Origin of the sequence: Roseovarius sp. (assembly GCF_048262375.1) — a bacterium.
Taxonomy (GTDB): Bacteria; Pseudomonadota; Alphaproteobacteria; order Rhodobacterales; family Rhodobacteraceae; genus Roseovarius.
Genome location: NZ_JBLXFE010000037.1, coordinates 1 through 15,924 on the forward strand (window position 1 = coordinate 1; position 15,924 = coordinate 15,924).

11 protein-coding genes, 1 tRNA gene and 1 pseudogene are annotated in these 15,924 nt (G+C 60.7%); 1 reads left to right on the plus strand and 12 read right to left on the minus strand.

Going from position 1 to position 15,924, the window contains the following annotated elements; all coding sequences use genetic code 11:
- The 12 genes and pseudogenes from ACN0SW_RS19185 to ACN0SW_RS19240 form a co-directional block, all read right to left on the minus strand.
- On the minus strand, positions 1 to 2,800 hold a 2,800-nt coding region (locus ACN0SW_RS19185), incomplete at its 3' end, for a hypothetical protein (protein ID WP_417729524.1).
- Position 2,801: 1 nt separating this feature from the next.
- Positions 2,802 to 4,373 carry a hypothetical protein gene (locus ACN0SW_RS19190; protein WP_417729525.1) on the minus strand — a complete coding sequence of 524 codons (1,572 nt, stop codon included), beginning with the start codon at positions 4,371 to 4,373 and terminating at the stop codon, positions 2,802 to 2,804.
- Positions 4,370 to 6,187, minus strand: a complete 1,818-nt coding sequence (locus tag ACN0SW_RS19195; RefSeq protein ID WP_417729526.1) for a hypothetical protein — start codon at positions 6,185 to 6,187, stop codon at positions 4,370 to 4,372. The genes ACN0SW_RS19190 and ACN0SW_RS19195 overlap by 4 nt, the downstream gene beginning before the upstream one ends.
- Before the next feature lie 7 nt (positions 6,188 to 6,194).
- Positions 6,195 to 7,070, minus strand: coding sequence for a phosphoadenosine phosphosulfate reductase family protein (locus ACN0SW_RS19200; RefSeq protein WP_417729527.1), 876 nt, complete (start codon positions 7,068 to 7,070; stop codon positions 6,195 to 6,197).
- Positions 7,067 to 10,246 carry a hypothetical protein gene (locus ACN0SW_RS19205; protein WP_417729528.1) on the minus strand — a complete coding sequence of 1,060 codons (3,180 nt, stop codon included), beginning with the start codon at positions 10,244 to 10,246 and terminating at the stop codon, positions 7,067 to 7,069. The genes ACN0SW_RS19200 and ACN0SW_RS19205 overlap by 4 nt, the downstream gene beginning before the upstream one ends.
- Positions 10,243 to 10,512, minus strand: coding sequence for a hypothetical protein (locus tag ACN0SW_RS19210; RefSeq protein WP_417729534.1), 270 nt, complete (start codon positions 10,510 to 10,512; stop codon positions 10,243 to 10,245). Before ACN0SW_RS19210 ends, ACN0SW_RS19205 begins: the two co-directional genes overlap by 4 nt.
- A gap of 42 nt (positions 10,513 to 10,554) precedes the next feature.
- Positions 10,555 to 11,145 (minus strand): annotated as a pseudogene (locus tag ACN0SW_RS19215) (DUF4007 family protein); the annotation flags it as partial.
- Positions 11,142 to 12,287, minus strand: a complete 1,146-nt coding sequence (locus tag ACN0SW_RS19220) for a cysteine desulfurase family protein (RefSeq protein ID WP_417729529.1) — start codon at positions 12,285 to 12,287, stop codon at positions 11,142 to 11,144. The gene ACN0SW_RS19220 and the pseudogene ACN0SW_RS19215, both read right to left, overlap by 4 nt.
- A 4-nt stretch (positions 12,288 to 12,291) precedes the next feature.
- Positions 12,292 to 13,152 carry a WYL domain-containing protein gene (locus tag ACN0SW_RS19225; protein ID WP_417729530.1) on the minus strand — a complete coding sequence of 287 codons (861 nt, stop codon included), beginning with the start codon at positions 13,150 to 13,152 and terminating at the stop codon, positions 12,292 to 12,294.
- A 156-nt stretch (positions 13,153 to 13,308) separates the two neighbouring features.
- The gene (locus ACN0SW_RS19230; RefSeq protein ID WP_417729531.1) at positions 13,309 to 13,512 is read right to left on the minus strand and encodes a helix-turn-helix transcriptional regulator; all 204 of its coding nucleotides are present in this window, start codon (positions 13,510 to 13,512) and stop codon (positions 13,309 to 13,311) included.
- 385 nt (positions 13,513 to 13,897) lie between these two features.
- The gene (locus tag ACN0SW_RS19235) at positions 13,898 to 14,095 is read right to left on the minus strand and encodes a helix-turn-helix transcriptional regulator (protein ID WP_417729532.1); all 198 of its coding nucleotides are present in this window, start codon (positions 14,093 to 14,095) and stop codon (positions 13,898 to 13,900) included.
- A gap of 62 nt (positions 14,096 to 14,157) precedes the next feature.
- Positions 14,158 to 15,303, minus strand: coding sequence for a tyrosine-type recombinase/integrase (locus tag ACN0SW_RS19240; protein WP_417729533.1), 1,146 nt, complete (start codon positions 15,301 to 15,303; stop codon positions 14,158 to 14,160).
- Between the two features lie 108 nt (positions 15,304 to 15,411).
- Here ACN0SW_RS19240 and ACN0SW_RS19245 point away from each other — a divergent pair.
- Positions 15,412 to 15,480, plus strand: a tRNA-Ser gene (locus ACN0SW_RS19245).
- Positions 15,481 to 15,924 lie beyond the last annotated feature (444 nt).

Here is a 15,924-nt window from a genome sequence, read left to right on the forward strand (position 1 = left end):
CCCAGACCGGATCGGCATGGTGGCTGATGACATCGTGCAGGAAAACCAAATCGAAGTCCCGCACCTCACTATCCACGCCCTCCGCGGTACGGTTTGAGCGCACGTCGACCCGCAACCTCGACAGAAACCCGCGCGCCGTCTCGCTAATATTCTCCGCTCCGAGGCGGAGGTTTTGGTTCCGATATATCCTGCGCATGCGATCCTGATCACGATGCGTGATGACAAGGTCGCAGCGCAGGTCTGACTTCCGTTGCAGACGCTTGGCCATCTCCCGCGCGACCTCGCGCGGCAGAGTCTGGCTTTCCGAGTCGAAGATTGCCGCCGAAAGGTTGGTAGCCTCGTGGGGGTGAACCTCCAGGTACTGGTCGACGCCCTCCATGAACTTCACTGCAGCCGATGGCGCGGAAGCTTCGAGCGCCTCTTGGTTGCGGGCAACGCAGTCTGCAGGAACCATCAGGCTGTAACCGCCAAGATCCTCGACCGCGATCATCGTCATTTCGTGGGCAAAAACGACCTCGGGAAAAACCCAACGGGAGCGTGCGAGCCTCCGCTCTTGAAAGGCCCCGGAGAGATCGGCGCTGCGTGCGGGGCCAGACGTCAGTACAGCCTCCACAAAAGAGGAAAGCTCAACTATCTTCGCTCGCCGCTCGGCCAGCCGAAGGGGGTGCCAGGCGGTCAGAATAGCCATAGAGTCGGCACCGTCGGAGGCCACCACGCCGATACCGGCTACAAGCGCACGAATATCCCGTCCCGCCCGGCCCGTGGTCGCGGGAAGACGACATGTGCGGCATAGGATCCCATAGGCCTCGGCCTGCTCTTCGAGAATGCTCGACGCGAAGGCCGCACCAGGGTCCTCCGACAATTGCTTCAGCGCCCTACGATACGACACGTCGAAGGCTTCGGTCGCCGCCAGCACGGCGGTAACGGTTTCGCCGTCCAGTGTTCGGTTACGTTCAAGCTCTTGCAGCCGTGAACGAAGATCTCCAAGCAGGTCCTCCTGTGGTCGGACAACCAAATCGAAGGTGCGTCCCTGCTCGCCTTGGGCTACATCGCTGAAGGAATTCCGGTCGAATAGGCTCGTAGAGGAGAGGCGCGTGTTCTCCCCGCAAGAGCGCGGTGCGAAGTTCAGCGGTCGGAACACGCTGTCGCCCGCCTCGGCCGCCTTGGCCAGGGCGTCGAGATCCTCGATCAGGGCGAGGCTGATCGGTTCATCCTTGGGTGACTTTCCGGGTTGCCACGTTGTCTTGACCCGGGGTGCCTGCTTAGGGGGATTGCGAAGACCGCCCAGATCGGTCAGGTCCTCGGCCTCTACCAGATACAGTTCAAGGTCGATCTTCCGTGCTTCGTTGCCGCCGGCATCCCCGGTACCCTGGTACTTCTCGGCTGCGGCGAGGTCCCAAACTACATGCGGCCCGAAGAGCGCTTTCATGGCCCTCAGCTCAAAGCAGAAAAGCCGGTGAATATCTGGATCGAGCCCCTCCCAAAAGAGGGCCTTGTCATGCTGTGTGGCACGAACGAGGACCCGCGGCTCAGTCATGTCTACCAGCGCCGCGTCGCCCGCGATTATAAGCGCCTCGAAACCCTCCGCAAAGGCAGACAAAAGATCGTGCCCAATGACCTCTTTTGAAAATAGTCGCTTCTGCCAAGGCTTGAAGAGCTTGACGTCGCGGCCTAGGCGCTCCTGCCAGCGGTTGAAGAACTCCACCTCGGCGTCGCGTGGCTCGCGTGGGGTGGTGTTGGTCAGGCTGTCGAGAAGGTCCCGATCTTCTTTGGTGACATCGTGGCCGTAGTTGCCTTCGATGAAGCGCAGGGTGCGCTTGCCAAGGCTTTCCGTAGAGGAACTCCGCTTGCCCCCGAACACGCTGGCCCCGACGCGCTCCCAGGAAACCTTGCGGCAGAACGATTCCTGGCTTGGCCGCCACCCGCCAGGAAGAATCATATCCGCGTCGTCCAAGAGAGCCCGGACAGCGTCGAGGGCCTCAATCACCTCAGGCTCGTTGTCATGCTGGAACTCGTCCACCCGTGCCCGCACAGCTGCGACATCAACGCGCTCGTGCTTGGGCGTCATGAGAGTGGCGTAGACCCCGGCCTCGAGGCGGGCATCGCGAAAGGCTGCAGAGAAGTCCCGCGCACGCGCCTTCGGGTTACCTTCCGGCTTGAAGGCCGGAAGCTTGACGATGCCGTCTTTGGGAATCCGTAGAGCAGGCATCGCATTCCTGATGCGGACATCGACTTTGTAGGCAAATCCCTGATCGACAATGGCACAGATGAAATCGACCCACATTTGAAGGTCGAGGCACACTTCCCGTGCGTCACGGAGCCCTTCGAGAGCGGCCCGCAGGTAGCTGTTGGCCTCTCCTGTCTCGCCAAGTTCCGCGACCCATGCCGGGATCTGGTCAATTATCCTGGGTTCGTCGATGCGGGAGATCGGGCCAAGTCCGGCGCCAATGCCCTCGCGTTCGGCGTCAGGCGGCGCGAAGACGATGACTTCGGCGGCATCGTTGTGGCGCCAATGGACGGCGGATTCCTCGGACAGATAATCTTCATCGACCTGCATACCCGGTGCGGCCTTGGGGTTCATCTTCAGAAGCAGGCTCCTGCCATGTAGATCTGCAGGCTTGTTGCGAGCGATTCCCTCAAGCGCCTCTGCCTTCAGACCAGCGAGCATGAAAGTGACACGCTGCCCGGCCGCCGCGTTGTCTACAGCGCTCAGCACAATCCCCCAGACGACGCGAGCGATTAGATCGCCTCTCCGGGCGTCAGGGGCGGAAACCTCGGAAAGCTTTGTCGATAAATTCATCTCACAACCTGTATGGGTTCGTCACAAATGCACAGTCATCCGAAAGGCGTTGTGTCAGGGCGAGCCGGGTCATTCGCGCCTCGAGGGCGGCAAGGTTCGCCTCGTAGCGCTCGACATGGATACGCCCGAATGCATCCCGGGCCTCCTCGGGGCCGATGACCAGCCCATAGCGCCGATAAAGTTGGGCCACGAAATCTCGCAACTCGATGGTATGCGTGACGTTGGCGAGAACGAGGGAAAATAGCATCCCATCGTCGAGGGCGAACCATGGCCCAACCCGTTGTCGCGACGTCGCCAGTCCTGACGCCTTTGCTAGCGGCAACAGGTACTTGTAGGTATTGTTCTTGTCGCGCTGCATCGCGTGGTCGATGAATGCTTCTAGTTGCTGCGCGGGTGTTGCAGCGTTTCCGCGCTGGTCGTCGCCCTTGGTGAAGCCAAATCTTTCCTTCAATGCCTGCTTGGCGAGACCAGGATCGCTTCGCTCTAGCGCCATCTTCCAACGATCGCAGTCCCCAAGCACTCGCTCCACAAAGGCGCGTACCGCACGATTGGCGACATCTCGGTGCAGGTTGAGGTGGACCTTGGCCTCCTCGCGCAGCTGTTGGTTGCCGCCATCGGTAAGATCGGCGACGATCGGTATAGCTGTTGGTGCCCCAACCTCTTCTTGTGCCCGCTCCGCCAGATAGACGACGATGTTGAGCCCCGTGATACGGAAAAGAGGCTCGAAGATGTGGCCCTCCGGCAAGCGATTGCACATCAGGACGTTCAGCCAGTCTTCGGCGAGACGATCATAGGCGGACAGGGTCAAGTGCGGGAGATATCCGATCTGGGTGTTGGACGCGCCGGTGTCTGCTGGGTCTGACAGAGCTTGTGCGATCCGATTCATCGGGTCGTTTTCGGAGAGAAGCCGCTCTTGGACCAACTGCTTCAGCTCGACTGCGAACGATGAGCGGTTCAGCATCAAATACACAAGCTCGCCACCTCGGCCGAAGAAGCGCCGGTCAGCCGTCCAGCCGCCGCGGGCCTCTCGCATGTCCGTGCAGATCATGTCCGGTCCGGTCACCGCGAGGAAGCGCGACGTCCACCGTCGGTTGTGCATCACATCAAGTTCACGCGACTGCAGTAGCCGGACTGCCTGGTGCAGAGCGTTGATATCCATGGAAAACCGTTCGTCCAGGTAGGCGAAGGCATCGTGCGAGGATCCCGCGCCGAGCTCGCGCTGTCCCTCACCGAACTGCACGTTGACCCGAGTTTTCCATTCGTGCCACTTTTCGTGGTCAGGGATGGAACTGTCCTCGACAACCTGTTCAAGATGCCGATCCTGAAACAGCAGGAACCGCATCTTGCGCCGGTGCGGCAGAGCATAGTGGAATGCTTCATGTGCGTCCGGCTTGGGCAGGACGCTGCCCAGAGGTCTATCCGCGCAGACCGCCAGCGTCTCGAGGACGATCATGAACGGCTCCTGCTCCTGCATGAAGCGGTGACCGTGAATGAGCTCCTGCACACGCATATCGGAACTGTCGAGGACGTTCGGGGGCGGCGGCAATCGGCTAGTGGACATGATGTTCATCACCAGGCATCTCCCTCTGCCATGATTGCGATCGCATGCTCCTGCAGATTGCCGTCCAACATCCGAACCTCCTTGGGCATCGGAGCTGCTCCGTCGAGCTCGAACGCCTGTCGGACTTCCGTTGCCACCTGCAACTGGAAGCGCTCGACCTCCCGCTGGCATTCAGAGGAAAAGCTGGCCGGCAGAGCACCATCGGCAATCCGAAGCAAGCACTCGACAAGGGTCGGTCGAAGCGCGAGGTCCACCGCCCGATCCTCCCGCCCTCGGGTTACGACGCGAATTACCGGTGGTCGGCCGTTGTCGGAAGGACCGACGCGGTGGTTGCCGGACACAAGGAAGGACATCGTGCTAATGCCGCCAGTGCGAGGATGACCGGCATGCTGTACTAACAGTGGGATTTCACTGCCCAGATAGACACCGGATGGCGCTGTGATCCAAAGGCGATCGTCTGTGATCGTCATCTCACCGGTCATCATGCGGTTCAGTCCGCGCAGCAACTGGCGAGCAACCTGCTGTGGCATGCCCGAGCCGAGGAGGCCATCGACCATTGCGACGTAGTCGGCGCCATGCTTGAAGACAGACAGATTCCACGGGCTGCGTTGTGGGTTGGTACGGACCTCGGTACTCTGCGGATCGAGCGAAAAGAACAACCGCCGCCGCTGATCGACAATAGCGCGCTGGAAATCGGCTGAATGGCGGGACGGGTCGCCCCGGTACATGTCTCGGATCGACGCGAAGATGCGCTCTCCGTACCAGGGACAGTCGGGCAAACTATTGTCGCCCCACAACAGTCCGTGATCGAAGACGTTGTTGGTTTCGAACCCCACCTGATACTCGCTGAGGACTGTGAAGGCGCCATATTGCCGGCGCTCGCGCTCGGTCAGGTTCACCCCGAAGGCATTGGCGAAGGGATTTGTCGAACCATAGTCGTTCTCCCGCGCCCGTCGCTTCGCCTTCTGACAAGTCAACAGAGTCGAGCCGGCTCGTGCGTCCCCGAGCAGGATATTGACCGTAAGCAAGATTAGCTGACGGATCGACAGATGTCGTCCGTCGGCGGCCGCCATGCGGATCATGTCCTTGAGCCGGGCGCGCATCGATGCCGGATCGTTCCGTAGAAGGATGTCGCGATTGCAGCGGATTGGGCAGGGATTTTCCTTGTCGGCAAGCGCCGGACAGCCCTCGCACCCCGCCCATCCATCGTGGTCCGCCACGCCGTCGACGATCTGATCCACAAGGTGCCGATGGGACTGCCGCGACATGTTGACCAGCAAGAAGTGTCCGTTCGGATCTTCGCGGGCGTCGCTGCGCAGCATCTCCGCGAACCGGTCGTGAAGCTCGGCTTCCCCACGATCGCGGAAGAACTTCAGCAGATGACCATCGTTGACACATATAACGAAGACGTTGGTGGTCTCGCCGGTCAGCGCTGCCATTATGTCGGGAAATATGCGGTTCTTCTCAGCTTCGTTGATCTCGCTGAGGTCCTTGATGAAGAGAGCCGATCGGCCGGACGGCAAGGGGTTAGGCAGGGTGTAGATCTTCTGTGTGTTGGACCAGACGCGAGCCTCGCCGGACAGCGCCTCGGCCACCTTCCGAGCGGTGTACGTTTTGCCGTCCCCGGCCGTCCCGGTAAGGATCACACATTTTGGCGTGGCGGACTGCAGAAGCCCGATCAACTCGGCTGTGAGGGGCTGGTCGATTTCAAGGGCCGCACAGCCGGTTCTCTTGGCGGCCTCAACCACGAACTCGTCGTAGAGATTATTCGAGGACGCTTGAGGGCCGTAGGAAGCCAGGAAATCGACGAGGGGGTTGCTTGTCATCCTAGCCTCACAAGTGGCAGATTGCGCACCCATCTTCCGGCTCGCCTGTGGGGGTTGCATAGCGTTCGCGAAGCTTCTCCAGCTCTTCCAGCGAGCGGGTCTGGGACCAGGTGAAGCGCCGCCCGTTCGCCTTGGTCGCCTCGTAGGTCTTGGCCGCCTCGAACAGCTCAGGGTGACGTTCTTTCAGCCCCTGCCACTCTCCGACCTGCTGATAAAAACAAAAGTAGCAGCCCGACCGCGACCGCCAATCGTAATACGGTGGCAGCCCGAGACCGCTGCCCAGCAGCAAGTCGCGAACGTCGTCGAGGCCGAAGCCGATGTCTTTGAGCGGATAGACCGGCAAGATGTTGTTGCGGTTGGACAGCACGACCGGCTTGGCGCGTCCGGTTTCAGCCTGCTCTTCGTCGTCTTCTGGTGAGGGTCCGGCAGCGGCGCCGCGAAAGCCTTCCCTGTTCTCGTCAGCGCGAATTCCGATGTAGCTATATGCATCGTCGCCGCCGACGAAATGCTCGAACGGCTTGATCTTCAGCATGCGGGTACACCAGCGCGCCTGCGGGTTGGGGAGGAAGCCCGAATAGACCTCGTTCAGCAGGACATCGAAGGGCGACCGGCGCCCACCTTTCGAGCGCACCTGCAGCTCGGGTAGGTCGAGGGCAGTGAGCCGGTTGATTTCCACTCCAAAGATTGCTTCGAACCGGCGTAGATAGCTGTAGGTCTCCGGCAGCTCGGCCCCAGTGTCTGTGAACACAAACTCCAGCGGCAGGTCGCCGTGTCGTTCGAGCATGTAGACCGCCAGTGCGGTAGAGTCCTTGCCCCCGCTCAGCGGGATGATGTGGCGCCGTGACTGGTCCTGCACCGCGTTGGAAAGACTAGTTGGCGTCATGGCGTCCCCCTGTATATTTCATCGAAGTATTTGATTAGGCGCGCACGGCCGATCTTGGCATCGTAAACGTCAAAGACTGTGGCCAGCTTGTTGCGAAAAAATGGCTCGAATGCGTCGCTGCCGTCCGCGCGCTCAAGCACTGCATCTTCAATCCGTACGAGCGCCTCTTCGAGCCGATCGCGAAAGAGGTCAGCCGTACGGGCATCCCATGCTTCGAAGCCCTCACCGCAGAGAATACCGCTCAACTGAGTTACGAAACCTCGCGCGCCCCTAGGCGAGCTACTGGAGCTGCGCGCACGTGCGAGTACCCCCCTGGCTTCATGATCAAGGGCGCGCACCGCTTCGTCTCCGAGTGGAACGCAGGCCGCCCACTCCGAGGCAGCATCGAGAAGAGGGCGCGGGCTGCCCCTTAGCCGGCGGGTAAAAGTCGCCGCAGCGACGTCAATTGCTTGGTCGGCAAAGGCGGATGATACACCTTCGATCTGGCGTACAGCTGTGGCGAATACTTCAATCGTCTCTGCGTTCAAGGCTTGTTCACCGAGCACCTGCGGCAGTTCTCGGAATAGGAAGTATACGGGGTCGAAAGATTTCTTGCGCAAGAGAGGCTGTAGCCGACCCGCATTCTCGCCCAAGCCTTTTGTGCTCAGGGCCGGAGGTGGAAGACCACTTCGCCATTCCAGTAAGGCATCATAAAGGCCTCTCAGCAGGTCTGGCTCCTGCGGGTCAAGGTCCCCGACCAGACACCGGATCATCTTCTTGAGATTGCTCGACTGCCCTGATGTCAGAGCCGGCACTTCCAGTTCGAACCTCTTTGGCTCCTCGCACATCTTTTCGATCAGGCTTGGCTGGATGTCGTCCACATACCTCGCGCGGCCGTCGACGAGTTCCCGCAACGCCAAAGCTCGTCCGAACGCGACCATTCCTGCCGTCAGCAGGAGCGGCAGCACGCCTTCCCGCAGCCCGATCGGTGGGGCTGTCAGCCTATCGATGAGGTCCTCGACGCTCTTGGGCTGTTCAGATGGTTGGGCAAAGAAGCCCTCGATCTCTGACCAGACATGCCTCATCGAGAGATCATCTAGTTCCGAAGGCATCCGCCACCGCCAGGCGCCGTTGATGCAGCCATAGAGGCCGGTGCGCTCGAAGACCGTGCGGTAGATCGAGGCATCGGCGGATGTGGCGCCCTCGTAGCCGAGCGCACGGATACCAGTGCGTTCGATGATCGCAAGCATGCAGCGTTTGCGAGCCGAGCGGGTGACTGCCGAGACCTTGCGCCGTACGACCTGCTCGTTGGCGATCCGCGGAGTATGGGGGAAGCGTTCCTCGAACAGGCGCGAAAGGATCTCGCCTGAGATGCCGCTCTCGGCGAAGCTATGAATCGACGGGCCGGACAGCCAGACCACCTCACCGCGGTCGGGGTTCATCAGGCGTTCGAGGCTTTGGCGCAGCGCTGCCTCGGCCTCGGACTTCAGTTCCTGAAGCTCGCGCTCCACTAGCGGGTCGGTGGCAAGAAGCTCGGGGCGGTCTAACAGCGCCTCCAATGCGAGGAGGTCAGCGAGAATTGGGCCAACCTCAGCGGAACGGCGGGGCAGCGCCAGGATTAGGTGGGGCGGAAGGGCGCGGGCAAGCTCCATAAGGTCCGGCCGGTCTGCGGTGGCGTCGATGACTAGCGCCACCAGCGCATCCTCGCTATCGGCATGAGCACGAAGTTCCTCCAGGCCGGTAGCCGAGATCAGGTCGCCTTCGCGCACGAAGCGGGCCCGAGCGAAGCGGGTAATCCCTCGGGCGTGGTTGTAAGGTGGCGCGGTATAGGCATCGGGCGGGAACATCCGCTCCAGCGCCTCCACCGGGTCGCTTTCCATCGCCAGTCGAGCAGCCTCCTCAGTGACCATCTGACCAAGGTCGATGTCAGCGCCATGCCAGACCGAGATGTCGTCCACCCTGCGGCGATGGAGGAGCAGTTTGCGCGCCACTAGCGCGTCGATCGCGGCATCGACGGCCTCTGACGTCGCTGGGCTGCCCTCCGCCACAGCATAGACCAGCCGCGCACGCGACAGCTTCAGCCGCTCCGCGCTGCGGCCGAGTTGCAGTAACGCCGCGGTTTTTATCACCCTCCGTTCTAGATCTGTTTCGGCGCGTGACAGCGCCGTCTCGGTCTCGACAAAGCGGCGGTGGGTGCCACCTGGTCCGGTGTCGGAGCGCATCGCCGGGGCGAAGAAGTCGTAGAGCTCATCGACGCCTAGGGCCGTCCCAGGCTCGGCCGCCGCCACCACATCAGAAAGGTAGCGGAACATCGTTCGTTCGGCCTGAGCCACCTGCGTGGCGAGGCTTGGCAGAATCTGAAGCGCTGCCGGTGTCAGCGGCGCGGTGCGGGAGAGGATGTCAGACAGCCTCGCGTCGTCGGTGATATCGGCGAAGAAGCCCGCGGCTCGGGCGCGGGCAATGGCAGCTGCATCGGGCGCGTCGCGTCGCTCGTCAAGCGCCTCGGCCAGCATCTCCATCGCGTCGACGCCATCGTCGATCAAGCTGAGCGTTTCAAATCGCCCCTCGATCTTTCTCCACGCCGATTGTGCCGTGTCCGATGCACGTCGGGTATAATGGTAGACCCCTTGGTGCATGAGAGTGGTCAGCGTCACCCGAGGCTCGGTCCGTCGCACCGCCCATTCCGCTAGATCCTGCACCGCCAGCAGGTCCTCTGGACGGCCCTCGCGCACAAGGGTTTCCAGATGCTGGCCGAACTCGTCCCAAACGATAACGATCTGCGCCATGCCGTTCCGCCGGGCGCGGCGAAGGATGGCCGCCAGAACGTTGGAGAGCGGGCCTGCTTCCACTTCCGCCCGCTCGGCAAGCTCCGCAGCTAGGTCGGGGCAGGCGCCATGCAGCAGCAGGAGTAGCGTCGACCTGTGGGTCTCGACTGCGCCCAAGGCCGGGTCCACTGCAGCGATGCGCGCGCGCAGCTGCCGGGCCATAGCCGGATCGCCAGCAAGAAGGGTGATCCCGGCAAGCGCGGCAAGCGATTTTCCCGCGCCATAGGGTGCGACCACATTAGTGGCCGAGCTCCGCTCAAGTCCGCAGACGGCGCGGACCACCTGCAGGGTCTTGCGCGTGGGACGGTATGCGGCGATCACCTCTGCCCGCGCGCGGTCATCCGCGATGTTGATTGAGCGCAAGAGGTTCATGCCGCCTCCCGGGCTGCGCCAACGCGGTCATAGAAGCGCCGCGCCCAGGTCGCGGCAGCCGCACTCGGCAGCGAAACATAGCGTTCGCCGGCCAGTGTCCGCAACCGCAGGACCTCGGGCCCAAGTTCCCGTTCACTTGCTGCGGCAAGATCCAAGAGCGCTTCGCGTGACCGACCCAACATCGCCCCGGCGCGGGTCATCGGCGCGCTGCCGATCGCGATGTCCTGCAAAACGCCCTCACGCAGATCGGCGCTGGGCCGACTCATTCCGAGCGCTGAAAGGACCAACCCAAGTGCCTCGGGCGGGGTGGGCGTCGGCTCCGAGCGCTCGAACCTGTCTGCCCCAGACAGATGCCGCCAAAGGTCTAGGCGGTGAAATGGTGACCCTAGATTGTCCTCCGGGTCATTCCGCGACCGAGGTACCGGCACAGCGTAAGTCTGCATCACCGCCGCCACCTCGCGCTGAACTGTCTTTATGGCCGGCGCCTTCCCCCGGTTCGGCGAAAGGTCGCGCGCGAGTGTCTCGGCCAATATAGTCCGGTCGCAGCGCTCTGGTCTTCGCGGCGAGAAGAACCAAGGCAACGACGTCTCAACTCCACATGTCATGGCGCTAGCATGCACCAACCACCATGTGCCCAGCCGGACCATGTACGGATCGTACTCTGCCAATACGCTGCCGAGGACCGTGAGTTCCAACGGACTATTCCTGCTCGACCGTGTCGCGAGGCCAGTCGCGTGGAGCCACCAGCCAATTGACTTGGCCATATTGCGCCCGACCCCTAGCTGGTCCGCTGTCTCGGGGACTGAAAAGACGCCCGTGCCACCTTCTCGCAGGTGAAGGAGGCCCTTAGTCAACCAGCCCGGCCTTGGATAGAAGGTTTCGTGCCCGCCGAGCTTCATACCAGATCACCCATCATCGCTCGAAGAAACAGCGCCTCATCCACGAATGCCTGTGCTGCGAATTCGATGTCATCTTCCCGCGTGTCGACGGCTACGGCTATGCGGAGACTTGCATAGGCGTCATCCCTTGATAGGCCCATCGCCAGCAGTGTGCGTGACGGCTCTGGCTGCCCCGATGAGCAGGCCGAAACCTGAGAACAGAGGATACCGCGCGCCTCAAGCCGAGCCACTAGCGCCATGCCGTCCACACCCGGAACCGTCAGATTACTAGTGTTCGGCACCCGCTGCGCATCCGCGCCATTTACGCGGGTGTTGGGAATTCCAGACATCACTTGGCTTTCAAACAGATCGCGCAATCGGGCCATATCTCTGATGGCCCCATTTAATTCCCGCTTTCGGAGTTCGCACGCGACACCAAGACCGGCGATGCCCGGCACATTCAGCGTACCGCCTCTCCAACCACGTTCCTGTCCGCCGCCTACCGAGATTTCCACTGGCGGTACGGTTTCCGGTTGCACCAAAACACCAACACCTTTCGGCCCGTGCAGTTTGTGACCGGAGAAGGTGAGATAGACTGCGCCGTCTGCCTCAAATGCAACCCGCCCCACCGCTTGAGAGGCATCGACCAGACAAACCGCGTCATACCGCTCTGCCATGGCCTTGATCGCCGCCAGATCCTGCAGAACGCCTGTTTCGCCATTCGCCCAAGCGAAAGCGATCAGTTTCGGCCCACTGATGCTGCTTAGCACTGTCTCGAGTGCATCTAGTCGCCAGCGCCCAGATTCATCCAATGGAACCGTTCGGACAAGCTGTGGCTTGTGCTGAAAATAATACGCCGCCACCGCCGGGTGCTCTGCCGTTGAGGTTATCAGTGTCGCGCATAGTTTGGCATGATGACGCAACACTGCCTCGTTCGCCTCTGTAGCACCGGAGGTGAAAACCACTTGCTCAGCCTGCACTCCGAGAAGTCGTGCCACCTGTTCGCGCGATGAAGCCACTGTCCGCGCGGCGTTCTGCCCAAATCCATGCGCGCTGGACGGGTTTGCCCAATCGGTCTTGAGCGTCCGAATTACGGCGGCTACGACCTCTGGTACAGGTCGGGTAGTAGCGTTGTTGTCGAGGTGGACTATTCGCGAATACATGGTTTCAGCTGGCGTTTCTCATCAATACGTCCGAATTTAAGAGCACAATCTGTTGGTCCTGCGGCTTCCGCGCTGCGGGATCTGTGTCTAGTCCAAGCCGCCTGAGCGCGTAGTAGAGCAGCGCGCGCCGGACCTTGACCTTAGCCTTGCCGCTTCGCATGCCGTAGTCGAGCGCGATGACCTTCGCCTGCGTTTCCGAGAGGTCTGGATGGGGGGCGATCTCCAGCGTGATCTCGGAATGCCAATCGCTGTCGTTGGCAGCCGAGGCTTCGCTCTCCCGTGAGCCTCGGATCTTTAGCATTCGCGACAGCAGGAAGTCTTTGAAGCACTCATCGTTCAGGCAGAACGCTCGCGTGTGCCAGCGGAAGCCGTCGAACGCGATGGCGTGGGGCGCGATCCAACGCCAGCGCGGCTCCGGGCTGGACAGTGATTGGTACATCACCTCGATCGCCTCGGACCGGCGAATGGCGCCGACGACGGAACGAAGCGTCACTGGATTGACGCCGCGCACAGGCGTCGGGGCGGACGCGTAAGGCGGGAGGTTGGCTACCCAGGAATCCTCCCGGTCGAGGATTCCGTCAGAGAGTGAGCGTAGCTGCGCTAGGTAGCAGCTCGCATCGGGCTGAAGGAACTGCGCCTTGAAGTCCGAGCCGCGGACATATGTCCGCGCGCTCTTGTCGTAGACCATGTTATCCGGCGCGAAACCGATGTAGCGGTTCAGGTCGGTGGACGCTTGGTTCACCGAGACGCCGAACTGCTCCATCAGATCGCTGCGGTTCACATATCCCTCCCAGAACAGGCGGAACTCTATGAACTCAAGGCGTTGCTCGACGCCCCATCGAAGTTCCGACCTGTCGTTTTCCATTGCGCTCCCCGGCTTGGGCAGTGCGCACCCTAACTATGCGCGCCCATTTTCTGGGCCTAAGGCGAGGCTAGCCGATCTGGGGGTGCGGCGCAATCGGAATGCCACGCAAATCAGAGCTTTGGAGCAACACCACGGATGTGGAGGACGAGGTCGGCGTCAGTTGACCGGGACGTTCTGATCAGACGTGGCATTCATTACGTCGCGTTCGAAGGTCTCGATATCGGCGATGCGGTTGACGACGCGCCCTCCGACCTTCATGTAGACAGGCCCTTCGCCGGCCCGCCGCCACCGCTCCCGGGTGCGGTGCGAAATGGTCCAGCGTTCGGCCAGCTCTTTCTGGTTCAAGCAAGTTGGTTTCATCATTGTCTCCTTCTTCGCAACTCACAGCGGTTGCGCAGCGACGAAGGCGTGAAAGAAAAATATATGTAAATCAGTGCCTTGAGGCGCCCTGCTCAAATGCGCCGCGGCCAGCGCAAAGCCGTCAACGCACCCGGTGAGAGCGAGAGAAAGCAATCGTATCGGACGCTATTCTCGGAGAAACCTGGCATGTGGTCGGGATTTGAACCTGTCCGCTGAGCAGAATTTTTTTGCGTATCTTTTTCCCTCCACAACTTGACATCGAAACAACTTCTGGCGAACAGCCTCCAGTCAGTTCATTCATTCGGCCGGTATTTCTAACTGGTGCCGTACGACCCGACTTGATGGGTGACCGAGCTGTGCACACCCGGCCACCCGGCTCCCGAGATCAGGAGCGTTCGTCTTGGACTTCGCGGCGGGCAAGCCGTTCTTCGAGCCAAGCCAGTACTTCCGCTTCCACCCAGCCAACCCGGTTCACGCCCAGCTGTACCCGTTTCGGGAATTGGCCTGCTTTCTCTAGGCGGGCAATGTGTTGCGGCGAATACAGGACCAGCTCCTTGACCTGACGCTTTGAAATTATCCTCATCACGATCTCTCCATGATTGAAGAGCATCGCGATGCCCAGGTTTCGACAGTTCCTAGGTCTGGCTAGGCTAGGGAAGTTTTTTCTTCGGGTCCATGTTTCTCGAAAATGTCACGCAGGTAGGCCTCGTAGGCGGCGTACCCCTGCCTCATCTCGTCGATATAGGCATGCCGGTTGTACACGGCCGCGACACCGCTGATTGTGCCGGATACGTGGTTGAGCATCTTTTCGGTCACATGCAACGGTGTGCCCAACCTGGCCATCGTGCTGCTGAAGGTCCGGCGCAGGTCATGTAGCGTGTAGGGCGCGATATCCAACTCGCGGTCAAACGCAGCCTTTGACTTGGAGAAGCCGTTGTATGGCTTGCTATCATCTAGGCATGAGGGAAACAGGAGGTCGGCGCTTTCGGGCAGGGTTTCGATGATCTGCATGGACCAGTCGCCCAATGGGATGGTGTGGGCGCGCTGGTTCTTCACGAATTCGGCGGGGTAGTGGATCATCTGTTCCTCGATCCAGCCGCTGCGCAGGCCGACGATCTCGCCACGGCGTTGTCCGGTCAGAATGAGAAGTTGGACGATCCGCCCGAATAGCCATCCATATGCTTCGGCGCGGTGCCAGACAGCCGCAAGTTCCGGGTCGCTCAAGACCCGTTCCCGCGGCTTTGATCTGAAGGTGAACGCCGGGACCGGTGATACGTGCAGAAACCCGCGTTTGACGCACCAGTTCATCATGGTGCGGATGGCGACAAAGGCGTGTTTCTGTTCCGATGGTGTCGCTTTCAGGGCTTCAATTGGGGCGGCGACTTGATCGCGGGTCAGCTCACTCAGGGCGCAGTCGAAATGAAAATGCCGGTATAGGAGGCGACGATATTCGTCGATTGTCCGGGTCTTTGTCCTGGTCTCGGTATCGGCCAAGAATCTTTCGCGGGCGACGTCGAAGGAAATGGCGGGCAAGTCTTGCGACGGCGTCACTTCGTCAAGCGCGAAGTCCGCCTGTGCGCGCTTGGCCAGGATGCGAGCATCTGACAGCGAAAGCTCTGGATAGCGACCGAGACTGCGGCGGCGGCGATCCCTGCCACAAAGGACGACAAAGGTCTTGCTGCCGCCTTGTGAAACACGCACGCCGAAGCCGGGCAGTCCGGGGTCGTAGTATGTCTTTTGCCCGTTCTCTGGGGCCTTCAGACGTTTAATCTGTAGGTCCGTTAGGCTCATCTTAGGCTCTCAAATAACGTGCGCAATGGCGGCTATCGATGGTCAGCAATGTTCAACTCGTGCGCTGTATCTGGCTGTTTTTCAGTCATATTATTTCAGATATGTGGCGCCATGAGAAGGTGGTAGAACAGATTTGTAATCAGTAGGTCCGCGGTTCGAGTCCGTGTGGGGGCACCACTATTTTTTCGCAAGGCTCTGTTTTTAATATATTCTTATTGAGGCCTTGGTTCTTTACCCACCTTTTTACCCACCTTTGCGCCGTCGTTCATGTCAGTGGTGCGTATCATTTGAAGGCAACTCAAACCACAGAGCGCCGACTCCAAACTCCCGCGCTTTAGATCCGATGATTGAGCTTGGGACTGCAGATTTGCGATTCTCAACGTCCTTCGTGGCGGGAGCCTTACATTCAATGCTTCGCTCAGGAGCGGCTTTGAGTAGGTGAGTTTTTACGTGCCGTGTGGCTCTGATGATGTGACTGTCCTCCTTGTTGGTGATCAGCCCCACTTGAGTGGTCCAGTTTGAATGTTAGTGCATGATTGGCCTTGGTTCCATCGGGACGATGGTTTCCGGGGCCGGTGGGCGGTAGCCCAAGGCACTATGCGGGCGTTTCGTGTTGTAGTG

What these genes read in the sequence shown, in the direction of transcription:
- ACN0SW_RS19195 (WP_417729526.1), bottom strand. Translation starts at nt 6,187, where the DNA reads ATGACAAGCAACCCCCTCGTCGATTTCCTGGCTTCCTACGGCCCTCAA.
- ACN0SW_RS19230 (WP_417729531.1), bottom strand. Translation starts at nt 13,512, where the DNA reads ATGAAACCAACTTGCTTGAACCAGAAAGAGCTGGCCGAACGCTGGACC.
- ACN0SW_RS19205 (WP_417729528.1), bottom strand. Translation starts at nt 10,246, where the DNA reads ATGAACCTCTTGCGCTCAATCAACATCGCGGATGACCGCGCGCGGGCA.
- ACN0SW_RS19225 (WP_417729530.1), bottom strand. Translation starts at nt 13,152, where the DNA reads ATGGAAAACGACAGGTCGGAACTTCGATGGGGCGTCGAGCAACGCCTT.
- ACN0SW_RS19240 (WP_417729533.1), bottom strand. Translation starts at nt 15,303, where the DNA reads ATGAGCCTAACGGACCTACAGATTAAACGTCTGAAGGCCCCAGAGAAC.
- ACN0SW_RS19210 (WP_417729534.1), bottom strand. Translation starts at nt 10,512, where the DNA reads ATGAGTCGGCCCAGCGCCGATCTGCGTGAGGGCGTTTTGCAGGACATC.
- ACN0SW_RS19235 (WP_417729532.1), bottom strand. Translation starts at nt 14,095, where the DNA reads ATGAGGATAATTTCAAAGCGTCAGGTCAAGGAGCTGGTCCTGTATTCG.
- ACN0SW_RS19220 (WP_417729529.1), bottom strand. Translation starts at nt 12,287, where the DNA reads ATGTATTCGCGAATAGTCCACCTCGACAACAACGCTACTACCCGACCT.
- ACN0SW_RS19200 (WP_417729527.1), bottom strand. Translation starts at nt 7,070, where the DNA reads ATGACGCCAACTAGTCTTTCCAACGCGGTGCAGGACCAGTCACGGCGC.